13 protein-coding genes and 3 tRNA genes are annotated in these 14015 nt (G+C 46.3%); 12 read left to right on the top strand and 4 right to left on the bottom strand.

The genetic code is table 11. From position 1 onward, the window contains the following. The 3 genes from hypA to H528_RS0109725 are packed head-to-tail and all read right to left on the bottom strand — an operon-like array spanning position 1 to position 1069. Positions 1-351: a hydrogenase maturation nickel metallochaperone HypA gene (hypA, locus tag H528_RS0109735; protein WP_028845892.1), complete on the bottom strand. Its 351-nt coding sequence runs from the start codon at positions 349-351 to the stop codon at positions 1-3. Further along, positions 344-571: a HypC/HybG/HupF family hydrogenase formation chaperone gene (locus tag H528_RS0109730; RefSeq protein WP_022854124.1), complete on the bottom strand. Its 228-nt coding sequence runs from the start codon at positions 569-571 to the stop codon at positions 344-346. The genes hypA and H528_RS0109730 overlap by 8 nt, the downstream gene beginning before the upstream one ends. Positions 572-574: 3 nt before the next feature. Next, a complete protein-coding gene (locus tag H528_RS0109725; RefSeq protein ID WP_022854123.1) occupies positions 575-1069 on the bottom strand; it encodes a hydrogenase maturation protease in 495 nt (164 codons plus the stop codon). Between the two features lie 104 nt (positions 1070-1173). Between H528_RS0109725 and H528_RS0109720 the strand changes: the two genes are divergently transcribed. Genes H528_RS0109720 through cybH form a run of 3 tightly spaced genes read left to right on the top strand, consistent with a single transcriptional unit; the run spans position 1174 to position 4655 of the window. Beyond that, positions 1174-2253, top strand: coding sequence for a hydrogenase small subunit (locus H528_RS0109720; RefSeq protein WP_022854122.1), 1080 nt, complete (start codon positions 1174-1176; stop codon positions 2251-2253). Between the two features lie 3 nt (positions 2254-2256). Beyond that, on the top strand, positions 2257-3957 hold the full coding sequence (locus H528_RS0109715) for a nickel-dependent hydrogenase large subunit (protein WP_022854121.1): 1701 nt from the start codon (positions 2257-2259) through the stop codon (positions 3955-3957). A 47-nt stretch (positions 3958-4004) separates the two neighbouring features. Continuing rightward, complete coding sequence (gene cybH, locus H528_RS0109710) at positions 4005-4655, top strand: Ni/Fe-hydrogenase, b-type cytochrome subunit (RefSeq protein WP_022854120.1); 651 nt, start codon at positions 4005-4007, stop codon at positions 4653-4655. A gap of 272 nt (positions 4656-4927) precedes the next feature. Here cybH and H528_RS0109705 read toward each other — a convergent pair whose 3' ends face one another. Further along, complete coding sequence (locus tag H528_RS0109705; protein ID WP_022854119.1) at positions 4928-5515, bottom strand: molybdenum cofactor guanylyltransferase; 588 nt, start codon at positions 5513-5515, stop codon at positions 4928-4930. 320 nt (positions 5516-5835) lie between these two features. Between H528_RS0109705 and aprB the strand changes: the two genes are divergently transcribed. From aprB to H528_RS0109660, 9 genes are all read left to right on the top strand, one after another. After that, positions 5836-6288 carry an adenylyl-sulfate reductase subunit beta gene (gene aprB / locus H528_RS0109700; protein WP_022854118.1) on the top strand — a complete coding sequence of 151 codons (453 nt, stop codon included), beginning with the start codon at positions 5836-5838 and terminating at the stop codon, positions 6286-6288. Between the two features lie 50 nt (positions 6289-6338). Further along, complete coding sequence (gene aprA / locus H528_RS0109695) at positions 6339-8339, top strand: adenylyl-sulfate reductase subunit alpha (protein ID WP_022854117.1); 2001 nt, start codon at positions 6339-6341, stop codon at positions 8337-8339. Between the two features lie 137 nt (positions 8340-8476). Next, entirely contained in the window at positions 8477-9730 is a 1254-nt protein-coding gene (locus H528_RS0109690) for a CoB--CoM heterodisulfide reductase iron-sulfur subunit A family protein (protein ID WP_022854116.1), read from the top strand. Between the two features lie 6 nt (positions 9731-9736). Further along, positions 9737-11950 (top strand): hydrogenase iron-sulfur subunit, encoded by a 2214-nt coding sequence (locus tag H528_RS0109685; RefSeq protein WP_022854115.1) that lies wholly within the window; start codon positions 9737-9739, stop codon positions 11948-11950. 13 nt (positions 11951-11963) lie between these two features. Further along, positions 11964-13241: a quinone-interacting membrane-bound oxidoreductase complex subunit QmoC gene (qmoC, locus tag H528_RS13435; RefSeq protein ID WP_022854114.1), complete on the top strand. Its 1278-nt coding sequence runs from the start codon at positions 11964-11966 to the stop codon at positions 13239-13241. A gap of 73 nt (positions 13242-13314) precedes the next feature. Then, a tRNA-Tyr gene (locus H528_RS0109675) sits at positions 13315-13399 on the top strand. Positions 13400-13418: 19 nt separating this feature from the next. Then, positions 13419-13494, top strand: a tRNA-Gly gene (locus H528_RS0109670). 15 nt (positions 13495-13509) lie between these two features. Next, positions 13510-13585 (top strand) — tRNA-Thr (locus H528_RS0109665). Positions 13586-13620: 35 nt separating this feature from the next. Next, the coding region (locus H528_RS0109660) for a GTP-binding protein (RefSeq protein WP_022854113.1) at positions 13621-14015 on the top strand (395 nt) is incomplete at its 3' end.

The raw sequence follows: 14015 nt of genomic DNA, 5'->3' as shown, positions 1-14015 counted from the left end.
TTAATCCTCCACCATTAGTTCCACTTTGGCTATTTGTAATTCGTCCCCGCCAGTGTAGCTAAATTGTTCTTTTCCGCAACGAGGACACTTTTTGGGAGAAAGGCCTTGAAATTCTTCACCACAGGCCAGGCATTTTTTCCTGGCAGGGATTTTCTCTATTTTTAATTCGCTTTTTTTAAAGAGTGGATTTTCTTTTTTATATACTTCAAAGGCAAAGGCAAAAATTTCTTCTTCAACACCTGCTACTTCGCCTATTCGCACGGTTATCGAAAGGACCTCCTGGGCCTTTTGGGCGCGGGCCATTTCTTCTATTTGGGAACACATGGCAAGTACAAGAGAGGTTTCATGCATGGCTTTCAAGGACTTGTTTTAAAAGTCGCCAGGTTTCTTCGGCTTCTTCTGGGGTTAGTTTTTGGATGGCAAAGCCTACGTGCACGATTACATAATCTCCTTCTTTTATTTCTTCTTCTGGAAGGAGTTGAAGATTTACTTCTCTTTTGACCCCGTCAACTTCAGCGATACCTGTGGGGTACGTGACTTTTGTGAGCTTCATGGGAACGCCAAGACACATAAGCTATACCTTTTCTATCTTAAAATTGTAGTTCGTTAAATCGCTAACAACCTTTTCGGCAAGAAGCGGTAGAACCTTTGCTAAGGTTGGGCTAAGTTCAAGGCCAAGGTCCATATTTTCCGGTACTACAGCATATGTTTTAAAAACTTCGGGCACAATTCCCTGAAGCCTTGCTACTCCTAGGGCGTCTTTTACGCCGAATTGGTGGACGGACGCAAAGTTATTTCCTTTTAAGTTTTCGATATCATTCCACGAAAATATTTTATAAGAGCCCGGGGGATCTTCTTGAGAGAGATATACGTCTATGATGAAGACTAAATCATTCCCACGCATAAGATCAAGAAGGGAAAGTCCAGCACAACCACCGTCAATTACTTGGCAATTTACGGGGAAGCGATAATGGTTCATGAGATATCTAACAAGATGAACACCGAATCCTTCATCTTTAAAAAGGATATTTCCCAGTCCAATTATAGCAGCTTTTGTAGAGCCATTCATGTCAAAATAAGTGAAAAATTTCTTTACTTTTTACGCATGTTAACCTATAAAAAAACTATAGTCAAAAGGGGTAATTTACGCACATTAATTTGGAGGAGGCAGCCATGAATCGTTTTAGTCTGAACGGACTTATGAAATTACGAAGAAGGGATTTTCTAAAGGCCGCAACCATTGCTACCGCAGCAATGGGACTTCCGGCCTCTATGGTTTCAAAGGTCGAAGCAGCGCTTAAGTCTCCCGAAAGACCTCCGGTTATCTGGCTTCATTTTGTTGAATGTACTGGTTGTAGTGAAGCTCTTTTACGTACCTCTCACCCTGATATCGCAACCCTTATTTTGGATTTAATTTCTCTCGAATACCACGAAACCCTTATGGCAGCGGCCGGGCATCAGGCTGAAGAAAACCTTAAAAAGGCCGTAGAAAAGTACAAGGGTAAATACATCTGCGTGGTAGAGGGCGGCATCAGCCTAAAAGATGGTGGGGTTTACTGCAAAATTGCCGGAAAGACCACCCCGGAGATTTTAAAAGAAGTAGGTGAGCATGCCTCCATGATTATTGCTTACGGGGCGTGCGCTGCCTTTGGAGGGGTGGCAGCGGCGGCTCCCAATCCCACAGGGGTCGTAGGAGTATCTGACGTCATCAAAGAAAAACCCATTATCAACATTCCTGGTTGTCCACCAAATGGCTATAACTTGTTAGCCACCATCGCTTACATTCTTACCTTTGGTAAATTTCCAGAACTTGATCATCTCAGGCGGCCCAAATTTGCCTATGGTCGTAAAATTCACGATCACTGCGAAAGAAGGCCACATTTTGACGAAGGTCGTTTTGTGGAAGAGTTTGGTGATGAAGGGCACAAGAAAGGCTACTGCCTTTACAAGGTGGGCTGTAAAGGTCCTGTCACCTATTCAAATTGTCCTGTTATTCGTTTTTGTGATGCCGGGGTGTGGCCGGTTTCTGCAGGTCATGGTTGCATAGGTTGTACTGAACCAGATTTTTGGGATACCATGATCCCCTTCTACGAACATGTCCCTGGTACGGAAGTGCCTTCTGGTATGGGAATTGTTGCGCAGGCTGAGCGTATCGGCAAATTTGCCCTTGGTGCTGCGGCAGCCGGTGTGGCAGTTCATGCCGCTGCCGGTGTAGTTAAAAAAGTAGTAACTAAAGAAAAAGAGGAGGAATAAACCATGGCCCACAAAGTTACTATAGATCCCGTAACCCGTATCGAAGGGCATTTACGTATAGATATCGAAGTTGATGGAGGCCAGATAACCAATGCCTGGTCCTCAGGCCAAATGTGGCGCGGTATCGAAATTATTCTTAAGGGTAAAAAACCAGAAGATGCCTGGGCTTTTGCCCAGCGTATCTGTGGAGTTTGTACTACGGTTCACGCCCTGGCTTCGGTGAGATCCGTTGAAGATGCTTTGAACCTAGAAATTCCTTTAAATGCTCAATATATCAGAAACATAATTATTTGTGCTCACGCTCTTCACGACCACATTGTTCATTTTTATCACCTGTCTGCGCTTGACTGGGTTGACGTGGTTTCTGCGCTGCAAGCTGATCCCAAAAAGGCAGCAGAAATTGGCCAAAGTTTATCTCCCTGGCCAGGAAACAACGTCAACCGCATGCGTGAGGTCCAGGAAAAGCTTAAGGCCTTTGTGGCCAGTGGACAGCTTGGTCCCTTTGAAAACGGTTACTGGGGCCACCCTGCGATGAAGCTTCCCCCAGAGGTAAACCTCCTGGCAGTTTCTCACTATCTTGAGGCCCTTGAATATCAATATAAGGCCAACCAGATAGTCGCTATCTTTGGTGGTAAGACCCCTCATATTCAGAGTGTGGTGGTAGGAGGTGTGGCCCTTGCGGTTAATCCTGATAACGAAGCCACCCTCAATATGGAACGCATTCTTTTTGCCCAAAAGCTCTTTGAAGAAGTGAAGAAATTCGTTCACGAAGTTTATCTGGTTGATGTTATTGCAGTTGGTGCTTTTTACAAAGAGTGGCTCAAGTATGGTGCTGGAGTTAAAAACTACTTAGCGGTTCCTGATCTTCCTCTTGACACCAAAGGAGAAGTGTTTGATCTCCCCGGTGGAACAATATTTAACGGCGATCTCTCTTCCGTAACACCTATCAAGAGCTTTAAAGATCCTTACTTCCGCGAAAATGTAGCCGAATGCATTGCACACTCTTGGTATAAAGGCAATTGGACCAAACACCCCTGGGAAGAAGAAACTGAACCTTATTACACAGACTTCCAGCCAGATGGCAAATATTCCTGGTCAAAGGCACCACGCTTCAAGGGAGAGGTGATGCAGGTAGGTCCTCTTGCCCAGGTATTGGTGGGGTATGCCCTAGATCATGAGCTCACCAAAAAGTGGGTTGACAAAGCTGTAAAGACCCTTTCTGCGGTAGTAGGTGCTCCTGTACCGCTTGATGCTCTTCATTCCACTCCTGGCCGTCACTTAGCACGGGCTATTAGGGCCTCTATGCTTGCTGAGCTTGGGCCTAAGCATCTTGGTCTATTGGTACAAAACATCAAACAGGGCGACCTTGAAATTTATAACAAACCAGAATTTCCTAAGGGCGTTATCAAAGGTGTAGGCTTCCATGAAGCTCCGCGCGGGACCCTTTCTCACTGGTGTGTAATTCGAGATGGTCGTATTGAGAATTATCAGTGCGTGGTTCCTTCCACCTGGAACATGAGTCCGCGTGACGATAAAGGTCAAATGGGTCCCTATGAGGCTTCTTTGGTTGGTAATCCAGTTGCTGATCCTGAAAGACCACTTGAGGCTCTGCGTACTATTCATTCCTTTGACCCGTGTATTGCCTGTGCGGTGCACGTGCTTAATCCCGAGCGCAAGGAGCTTATAAAAGTAAAGGCTTTATAAAAAAGAAGGGGGCTTTTGCCCCCTATGAGTTTTAGAAGGAGGCCAAAATGGGTGGTTATAAGCGCGTAAAAGTTTGGAGCGTTTTAATGAGGCTTTATCACTGGGCCTTTGCCTTATCTATTGCCACTCTTTGTGTAACCGGGTGGTATATTAGAGATCCTTTTGCCTTGGGAGTATGGGAAGGAATTCCTACCAGTTTTATTATGGCAAAGGTCAGATTTATTCACTTTGCCGCAGGATACATTTTTATCGCGGCGGTATTGGTGCGGATGTATCTTTTTATTTTTGGTAACCGCTTTGAACGCTTTACGGATTTCATCCCTGTAACCCCTCGGAACATAAGAGGGCTCTTTATCACCATCAAACATTATCTTTACCTGACCGATGAGCACGTGGGACACGGTGGGCATAACCCCCTGGCCGGGACCGCTTACATGGGGATGACTTTTCTCGGGCTCATCATGATTCTTACAGGGCTTTACCTGTTATATCCCGAAAACAATACTATTTATGCGATAGGGACTGCGATTTTTGGAAATCAGCAGGTAGCAAGGCTCTGGCATTACTTCCTCTTCTGGATTTTTGCTGTTTTTGCCATGGTCCATATTTATTTGGTGGTCTGGAACGATATTTTTGGTGATGAGGGTATTATCTCGAGTATTTTTTCTGGCAGGAAGTACTTGAAAGAACACCATTAAGATTTCGCGAAACTTTAAAGGCTTGACTAAAAAGCGGTGGATTTTCCGCCGCTTTTTGTTTGGTTCTTTTCATCGCTAGAGGGCAAGAAGTGGCATGATAGGGGCTGGTTCCTACTGTTTTTCTAAGCAGTCAGAACATTGTCGCCCTGAGCCGAAGCCCTGAAAAGAGCGAAGTGGCAGCGTAGGATCCGGTAATCAATTTACAGATTCTTCATTTTTTTTCTCCGAAAAATGGGAACGGATCCTGGGTGGGTATTTTACAAAGGGCGCTGTTATTTGATGTGTAATAAATGCTTTTCAAGACCCAGTAAGTCGTCACGGTAATTAACGTTATAAAAGCTGAGGCCTTGGGCATCCCATTTACGCCAAATGTCAGGTGGTATCACCAGGCAATTCTCCTTGGCAACTATTTCCTTAAAAGATTTAATTGTTTTTTCTCGGCTAAGATCTTTATGGTAAATGCCTGGAAAGGGAAGTAGGCGGCCTGTTTCATCCTTAAAAAGGACAGCCTTGTAGTGAGGGGAAGCGAATGAAATCAGCTCTTTAAGAAGTTTTTCTTGAATAAGAGGTTGGTCACAGCTCGTAGCAAGTAAAAACTTTTGTTGAGAGGGCAGCCTTCTTAAGGCACCTAATAAAGCCTGAGCAGGGCCCGCCCCTGGTGTTTCATCATATGTGATTTGTTGAACTTGGATGTCAAAATCTTTTTTTTGTTCTTCTCTTATAGAAAGCCAGACTTCATCACAAATTTCTTTTAAAGAGTTAAAAACCCAATTTATTAAAGGTTTGCCAGCAAGGGAAGCCTTGCATTTCCCTCCCCCAAAACGAACAGCCCTTCCTCCGGCAAGTATTAATCCGATCATTTTCTGAGCCCTTAAAAATTTCTTCAATTGTCACACATTGTTCATGAAAAAACTAGCTTTCTTCTTAACTAAAAAAAGGGAGACAAAGAATAAATTTTTTCAAAAAACGAGAAAAAAAAGGTTTTTAATGGGGATTAAACCGATTTTATCTCAGTTAATTGCTTAAATTTGCCTTGACACCAAAATGTTGCCAACGTATAAGATTTTTCGACAAAATGAGTGAACGTTCATTTAGTAAAATTCAAAAAGCCTTAATGTTTCATAGAGCGGGTTTTCCCTATCGTTAGGGTTGTATAAAAACAAAATAAGGAGGTAGGAGTATGCCGAGCTATGTAAACCCTGAGAAGTGTGACGGATGTAAGGGCGGTGAAAAAACGGCTTGCATGTACATCTGTCCGAACGACTTGATGATTCTCGATACCGAGGCCATGAAAGCTTACAACCAGGAACCAGATCAGTGCTGGGAGTGCTATTCTTGTGTTAAGATTTGCCCTCAAGGCGCTATTATGGTCCGTCACTATGCTGACTTTGCTCCCCTTGGTGGAACCTGTCAGCCCATGCGTGGAACCACTGACATTATGTGGACCATTAAGTTCCGTAACGGCGTAGTAAAGCGCTTTAAGTTCCCTATCCGTACTACACCCGAAGGTGAAGCCGATCCTGCTCTTGGTAAGCCAGATCCTGATCTTTCTGCAGTTGGTGACAATCGTTTATTTACTCAGGTTGCTGACAATGTAACTCCTGCGGTTCCTGAAGCCGTAGCATGGAAGTAATTGATTGATGAAATCGAAATCAAAAATTTTTAGATAAAAAGGAGGGTACTATGGGAAAGATTTGGTCATACAATCCTGGGCTTCCTTGTGCTGAGCCTGAGATCGTAGAAAAGGAAACCGACATTCTTTTGGTTGGTGGCGGTATGGCTTGCTGCGGCGCCGCGGTTGAAGCGGTACGCTGGGCCAAGCCTGCTGGTCTTAAAGTCACCTTGGTAGATAAAGCCGCTCTTGAGCGTTCTGGCGCGGTAGCCATGGGGCTTTCTGCTATTAACACCTACATTGGTGAGAATAAGCCCGATGACTATGTCCGCATGGTCCGCTGTGACCTTATGGGTATCATCCGTGAAGACCTCTCCTTTGACGTAGGTCGCCACGTTGATGACACTGTTATGGCTTTCGAAGAATGGGGTCTTCCTATCTGGAAACGCACTGATGATGGCAAAGTGCTTGATGGTGCTGAGGCCAAGGCCAAGGGAATGACCCTTAAGTCTGGTGCCAAGCCTGTTCGTTCTGGTCGCTGGCAGATCATGATCAACGGTGAATCCTATAAGTGCATCGTTGCTGAGGCTGCCAAGAACGCCATGGAACAGCTCGGTGAAAATGGTGAGATCCTTGAACGTGTATTTATCGTTCGTCCTTTGATGGATGCCAATGAACCTAACCGCTGCTGTGGTGGTGTAGGTTTCTCTGTTCGTGAGAACAAGCTTTTCATCATTAAAGCTAAGGCTACCTTGATTGCCACTGGCGGTGCGGTTAACATTTTCCGTCCTCGTTCTGTTGGTGAAGGTCAGGGTCGTGCCTGGTATCCTGTCTGGAACCCTGGTTCTGGTTACGCCATGTGTGCTATGAGCGGTGCCAAGCTCGTGCTCATGGAAAACCGCTTCGTACCTGCTCGTTTTAAAGACGGTTATGGTCCGGTTGGTGCTTGGTTCTTGCTCTTCAAGGCTCGCGCTAGCAACGCCTTTGGCGAAGACTACATTGCCAAGCATAAGGGCGAACTTGAGAAGTTTAAGCCTTACAGTGAAGCTTCCGTTATCGGCACCTGTCTCCGTAACCACGCTATGCTCATCGAGATGAAAGAGGGCCGTGGTCCTATTTACATCCACACCGAGTGGGCCCTTCAGGAAGCCATGAAAAACATGGATAAAAAAGAGTTCAAGAAGCTTGAAGCCGAAGCCTGGGAAGACTTCCTTGACATGTGCGTAACCCAGGCTGGTCTTTGGGCTTGCTTGAACATCGAGCCTGAAAAAGTTCCTTCTGAAATTATGCCTACTGAGCCTTACTTCCTTGGTTCTCACGCCGGTTGTGCTGGTGCCTGGTGCTGCGGTCCGGATGAAGACTGGGTACCTGATCAGTACAAAGAGCCTTGGAAGGAAATCGGCCTTTATAACCGTATGACCACGGTTAAAGGAATGTTCTGTGCTGGTGACACTGTTGGTGCTTGCGGTCACAAGTTCTCCTCTGGTGCTCACGTGGAAGGTCGTATTGCTGCCAAGGCCATGGTTAAGTTCTGCCTTGACAACAAAGACTATACTCCTACTCCTAAAGAAGATCCCGAGGCTCTTAAGAAAGAGATCTATGCTCCTTGGTATCGTTTTGAACAATACAAGGAAGCTACTACCGCTTATGAAGTCAACCCCAATTACTTGTTGCCTAAGCAGATCCAGACTCGTCTTATGAAGCTTATGGACGAGTATGTTGCTGGTATCGCTACCTACTATCAGACCAACAAGGTCATGCTTGAGCGTGGTCTCGAACTTCTCAACATGCTCAAAGAAGATATGCAGCTCGCTGCTGCTCGTGACCTCCACGAGCTCATGAGGGCCTGGGAAAACATTCACCGTGTATGGACTGCTGAGCTTCACCTCCGTCACGTGCTCTTCAGAGAGGAAACCCGTTATCCTGGTTACTACTACCGTGCTGACTTCCCCGAGCTCAATGAAGCTGAATGGCGCTGCTTCACCCTTTCCCGCTACAACCCTGAAAGCGGCGAATGGGAAATGGAGAAGTTCCCCTATGTCCAGATCATCCCTGATCCTCTGGGACCCTAGTGATGAATCCTGATTGAGCAAAAACTCCAGGTGCCGCTTCTTGCGGTGCCTGGAGTTTTTTTTAACTCTGTTTAGAGCTGAAACCCTCTTAGGGGTTTGAGTTCTGAGCAGAGGAAATTCCATTACAGGAGGCGGTTATGGGAGAAGGTAAAATCCTCGTAGTAGGCGGGGGTATTAGTGGGGTTACTGCTGCGGTAGAAGCAGCAGAAATGGAATATGACGTGATTTTGATAGAAAAAGAACCATTTCTTGGGGGAAGGGTTAACCAGCTACGTTATTACTTTCCAAAGCTTTGCCCTCCAGCCTGTGGCCTTGAGATAAACTATCGTCGTATTAAAGAGAATCCGCGTATCAAGTTTTATACCATGGCCACGGTCAAAAATATCGAAGGTGGCCCTGGAAATTATAAAGTCACGGTAGAAATTGCGCCCAGGTATGTGAACGAAAATTGCACTTGCTGTGGGGAGTGTGAGAAAGTTTGCCAAGGGGAGCGGGAAGATACTTTCAATTTTGGGTTGAGAAAAACCAAAGCAATCTATTTGACACATGAACATGCTTTTCCGGCAAGATATGTGCTTGATAAGAGCGCCTTGGCTGAGGGAGATCTTGAACGCATCAAAGAGGCCTGCAAATACAATGCTATCGATTCCGATATGCAGCCTCAGACCATCACCTTAGAAGTAGGGGCGATCATCTGGGCTACCGGATGGAAGCCTTATGACGCCACTAAGCTTGATAATTTGAAATATGGCCAGCCAGGTTTTGAAAACGTGATAACCAATATGCAGATGGAGCGTCTGGCAGCTCCAAATGGTCCGACCGGAGGCAAAATCTTAAGGCCTTCTGATCAAACGGTGCCTCAGACGATTGCCTTTGTTCAGTGTGCTGGTTCAAGGGATGAGAACCACCTGCCTTATTGTTCGTACATTTGCTGCTTGGCTTCTCTTAAACATAGCATCTATTTTGCAGAGCAAAATCCAGAAGGGAAGGCCTACATCTTTTATATTGATATTCGTACTCCTGGCCGATATGAGAAGTTTTTAAATCGTGCCAAGGAGGAGGCTAATATCGAATTCATCAAGGGTAAGGTTGCTGATATCCAGCAGGCTGATAATGGCGATCTAATCGTCATTGCCGAAGACACTTTATCCGGGAAGAAAGTTCAGCAGCGGGTAAATATGGTAGTTCTTGCCACAGGAATGCAGCCAAGCCTTGCAGGAGAGGAGATTCCTCAGATTTTAGATGTTGATGAAAACGGCTTTGTGATACCTAGCGAGGCCAAGGGTATGTACGCCTGCGGTTGTGCTAGGATTCCACTTGACGTTATGTCTTCGAATGAAACGGCCACTGCTGCGGCCTTAAAAGCTATCCAAACTTTGGTAAGGGGGTAAATATCCATGGAAAAAATAGGAGTATTTATTTGCACCTCCTGTAATATTGGCGATCGTTTAGATGTTGCTGACCTTGAAGCCGCTGCCAATGAGCAGGGTTGTGCTTATTGTGCTTCAATGCCCTTTTTGTGTGGCAAGGAAGGGGTTGAAGCCATAAAGTCAGCTATCAAGGAAAATGAGCTTGATAGTGTTGTTATTTGCGCCTGTTCACAGAGAGTTAACTACGATGTTTTTGATTTCGGCAACTTGCCTGTGGTGCGCGTAAGCCTTCGTGAAGAAGTGGTTTGGAGCCGCTGGCCCAAACTTGAAGAAGGCCAAGAAATGCCAGAAGACGAAAGCCAGATCGAGTTTGTCGAGGGTGTTTCTTTTAAAGACGAGCTTATGGCCTTGGCCAAAGACTATGTCAGGATGGGGGTAGTTAAGGCCCAGAAGATAGCGCCTCCAGAGCCCTATAAGCCAGAGGAAGAAATTAGTAAAACCATTTTGGTTATGGGTGCCGGTGTTGCCGGGCTTACCGCTGCTTTGGAAGTAGCCAAGGCAGGATATGAAGCAATACTAGTTGAGAAAGAAAGTGAACTTGGTGGCTTTGTGGCCAAGATGAAAAAACAGCTTGAGCCTGGCCATCCTTATAAAAACCTGGTTGATCCGGTAGTTAAAAAGCTTATCGAAGATGTCCAGGCTAACGACAAAATTAAAGTTGTTACCGGAGCAACGGTAGAAAAGATTGCAGGAGCGCCTGGAGCCTTTAATGTTACCTACAAGACTGGGGGCGGGGAAGAGACTGTTCGCATTGGCGCGATAGTAGTGGCAACCGGTTGGAAACCATACGACGCTTCAAAGCTTGAAGAACCTTACGGTTATGGAAAATATCCCGATGTAGTTACTAACGTCCAGTTTGAAGAAATGCTTGCCAAAGGGGAGCTCAAGCGCCCCTCTGATGGTTCCCCGATAAAGAGTGTTGCTTTTATCCAGTGTGCTGGCCAGCGCGATGAGAATCATCTTCCTTACTGTTCTGGCGTTTGTTGTTTGGCATCTCTCAAGCAGGCTAAGCTTTTGCGCGAGATGGATAGCGAGGCAAAGGCCTATATCTTTTACAAAGACATGCGGACCACTGGTATTTACGAGAATTTTTATCTTGCCCTTCAGGATGATCCAGGTGTGTTTTTAACCAAAGCAGAATTCAAGGGCTTGAGTCAGGCTGATGACGGACGCCTGGTAGTAGAAGTAGGGGAAACGCTTTTGGGCGAGGATATGGCTATTCCTGTTGACTTAGTAGTTTTGGCAACAGGAATGGTTCCCACCACGGCTGATGATCCCATAATTCCTCTTGAGTATCGACAGGGGCCAGGATTTCCAGAACTTGAATTATTCTACGGTTATGCGGACTCAAACTATATTTGTTTTCCCTATGAAACAAGGCGTACAGGAATATATGCTGCTGGCTGTGTACACCAGCCCATGACCACTGCTCAGGCAATGGAAGACGCTGCTGGCGCTGCACTAAAAGCCATCCAGTGTCTTAAAGCCGTAGAGCTCGGCCATGCAGTACATCCGCGTACTTGGGATTATGCCTATCCTGAGTTCAACTTCAAGCGTTGTACGCAGTGTAAACGTTGTACCGAAGAGTGTCCATTTGGTGCGCTAGATGATGATCCAGAAGGTACTCCTATGCCCAATCCCACGCGTTGCCGCCGCTGTGGTACTTGCTTTGGTGCCTGTCCGGAACGTGTTATCAACTTCAAGGACTACAACATCGACATGGGAAGCTCTATGCTTAAGGCTTGTGAAATGCCTGAGCCAGATTATGGTCAATACCGTGTTATTTGCTTTATATGTGAAAACGATGCCCTACCTGCTTTGGATATGGCTGCTTATCACCGGAAGAACATTCCCATGTCCATCAGATTTATTCCGGTTCGATGCTTAGGGGCAGTTAACGTTGCTTGGATCCGTGACGCTATGAGCGGAGGCTGGGACGGAGTTTTGATGCTTGGTTGTAAGTATGGGGAGAACTATCAGTGTCACTTCGTTAAAGGAAGTGAACTTGCTAATCGTCGTATGGAAAACGTTGCGGAAACATTGCAACAGTTAGCTTTAGAGTCTGAACGAGTGGTGATTAAGGTTGTCGCTATTGACGATTATGATAAACTGCCGCAGATGTTAGCTGAATTTCAAGAAGCACTTGAAGCCGTTGGCGAAAGCCCCTTTAAAGGTTGGTAAGGAGGTAAAAGATATGTCCAATTATGTCGAACCGGATTTAAAATTTGTTGAAGGAGTAATTGCGTCCGGTGGTGACACGGTAAAACGGTGTTACCAGTGTGCCACCTGTGCGGTGGTTTGTCCGCTCTCCACTGATGAAGTTCCTTTTCCCCGTAAGCAAATGATTCTTGCTCAGTGGGGTATGGCAGACCGCGTGGCAGGAGATCCGGCTATCTGGCTTTGTCACCAGTGTAGTGATTGTACCGCGTATTGTCCTCGTGGAGCCCGTCCTGGGGATGTCCTTGCTGCTATTCGTGCAATGGCGATTCGTGAACTTTCGGAACCCAAGTTCATTTGGTCGTTGTATAATAGTCTTGCCGGAGCTCTTGTTCTTTTTGGTTTCGCGTTGTTTGCTATTTTGGCGGTTTTGCTAGTGGTTCACCAGGGTCTTCCGGAGCTTGAAAAGCCAGTTCGTTTTTCCCACGGATTATTTCATGGCTTTCTGCCGGTACTAGCGGTTGACGCCATTTTTCTCCCGGTGGCAGGTTTTGCGGCTTTAGTAGCAATTCGCGGAGCTTCAAGATTGTGGAATCAACTCGAAGCTAGTAATAAGGTTCCCATCGCGTACAAGCCAACCACCATTGAGCTTATTAAAAATCATATTATCCCGGTGTTGGGGGAGATCCTTTCTCACGAAAGGTTTAAAAAATGTGTGGCAAATCTTCCACGTTATAGTGCTCACAGGTTAGTGCTCTGGGCATTCATCATTCTCTTTTTTGTTACCATGGTTGTTTTCTTCTTTGCTGATATCGTAGGCACCATAACTGGTAACGAAATATTTCATACCCCCTGGCCTTTGTGGAATCCCATTAAAATTCTCGGTAACCTTGGTGGTTTTATTTTGGTTTATGGTTCTATTCTCCTCATCCAGAACCGTAAGGCCAAAGAAGCCCAAGGGATAATGCGGAGTTCCTATAGTGATTGGTTTTTCCTTTACTTGGTACTTTTTGTAGGCCTTACAGGTTTGGCAGCTCAATATCTGCGTTTATTTAATTTGACTATTGCTTATCCCATGTATGTGGCCCACTTGGCTTGTATTTTTGTCCTTTTCTTAGGAATTCCCTATTCCAAATTTGCTCACCTGGTTTACCGCACCACGGTGATGGTTCACGACCATTACATGGCAAGTGTCCGTCAAAAAATGGCGGAAGCCCAGGCTTCTAGTGTTGCCGAACAAGTAGAGCAGGCGGAGGAGACACAGGAAGAGTCTTCCTCTGAGGAAGCTGCTGCTGAAGAAAAGAAAGAAGCCTAGTTCTTGACAGTTATACAAGTATTGTTATATTTTGCACACGGCAGGTCGAGGAAACTTGGCCTGCCGTTTTTGTGGAGAGGTTCCCGAGCGGCCAAAGGGGTCGGGCTGTAAACCCGATGGCGTAGCCTTCGGAGGTTCGAATCCTCCCCTCTCCACCATTTTTGTGAACGCTTGGGAGCGGGAATAGCTCAATTGGTAGAGCATCAGCCTTCCAAGCTGAGGGTTGCGGGTTCGAGTCCCGTTTCCCGCTCCATTTTTGATATTTAGAGCCCACGTAGCTCAGGAGGTAGAGCACTTCCTTGGTAAGGAAGAGGTCACCGGTTCGAATCCGGTCGTGGGCTCCATTTAATATTATCCCTGTGTAGAGGAGGCGAAGGAGATGAGCAAGCAGAAGTTTGAGAGGCGTAAACCGCACTTAAACATTGGGACGATAGGTCACATTGACCACGGGAAGACCACGCTGACCAGTGCGATCACAAGGGTTTTGTCCACCAAGGGTTGGGCAGAATGGATTCCATTTGACAATATCGACCGCGCCCCAGAAGAGAAGCAGCGCGGTATTACCATTCAGCTGGCGCACGTTGAGTATGAGACCGAGAAGCGCCACTATGCCCACGTGGATTGTCCTGGGCACGCGGACTACATCAAGAACATGATCACGGGAGCGGCGCAGATGGACGGAGCGATTTTGGTGGTAGCAGCCACTGATGGTCCGATGCCGCAGACCCGTGAGCACATATTGTTGGCGCGTCAGGTTAACGTGCCAGCGATCGT

Origin of the sequence: Thermodesulfatator atlanticus DSM 21156, assembly GCF_000421585.1 — a bacterium.
Taxonomy (GTDB): Bacteria; Desulfobacterota; Thermodesulfobacteria; order Thermodesulfobacteriales; family Thermodesulfatatoraceae; genus Thermodesulfatator; species Thermodesulfatator atlanticus.
This window is presented reverse-complemented; position numbering and strand designations above follow the sequence as displayed.

Coding starts and splice junctions, on each gene's coding strand:
- hypA (WP_028845892.1), bottom strand. CDS start 351: ATGCATGAAACCTCTCTTGTACTTGCCATGTGTTCCCAAATAGAAGAA.
- H528_RS0109730 (WP_022854124.1), bottom strand. CDS start 571: ATGTGTCTTGGCGTTCCCATGAAGCTCACAAAAGTCACGTACCCCACA.
- H528_RS0109725 (WP_022854123.1), bottom strand. CDS start 1,069: ATGAATGGCTCTACAAAAGCTGCTATAATTGGACTGGGAAATATCCTT.
- H528_RS0109720 (WP_022854122.1), top strand. CDS start 1,174: ATGAATCGTTTTAGTCTGAACGGACTTATGAAATTACGAAGAAGGGAT.
- H528_RS0109715 (WP_022854121.1), top strand. CDS start 2,257: ATGGCCCACAAAGTTACTATAGATCCCGTAACCCGTATCGAAGGGCAT.
- cybH (WP_022854120.1), top strand. CDS start 4,005: ATGGGTGGTTATAAGCGCGTAAAAGTTTGGAGCGTTTTAATGAGGCTT.
- H528_RS0109705 (WP_022854119.1), bottom strand. CDS start 5,515: ATGATCGGATTAATACTTGCCGGAGGAAGGGCTGTTCGTTTTGGGGGA.
- aprB (WP_022854118.1), top strand. CDS start 5,836: ATGCCGAGCTATGTAAACCCTGAGAAGTGTGACGGATGTAAGGGCGGT.
- aprA (WP_022854117.1), top strand. CDS start 6,339: ATGGGAAAGATTTGGTCATACAATCCTGGGCTTCCTTGTGCTGAGCCT.
- H528_RS0109690 (WP_022854116.1), top strand. CDS start 8,477: ATGGGAGAAGGTAAAATCCTCGTAGTAGGCGGGGGTATTAGTGGGGTT.
- H528_RS0109685 (WP_022854115.1), top strand. CDS start 9,737: ATGGAAAAAATAGGAGTATTTATTTGCACCTCCTGTAATATTGGCGAT.
- qmoC (WP_022854114.1), top strand. CDS start 11,964: ATGTCCAATTATGTCGAACCGGATTTAAAATTTGTTGAAGGAGTAATT.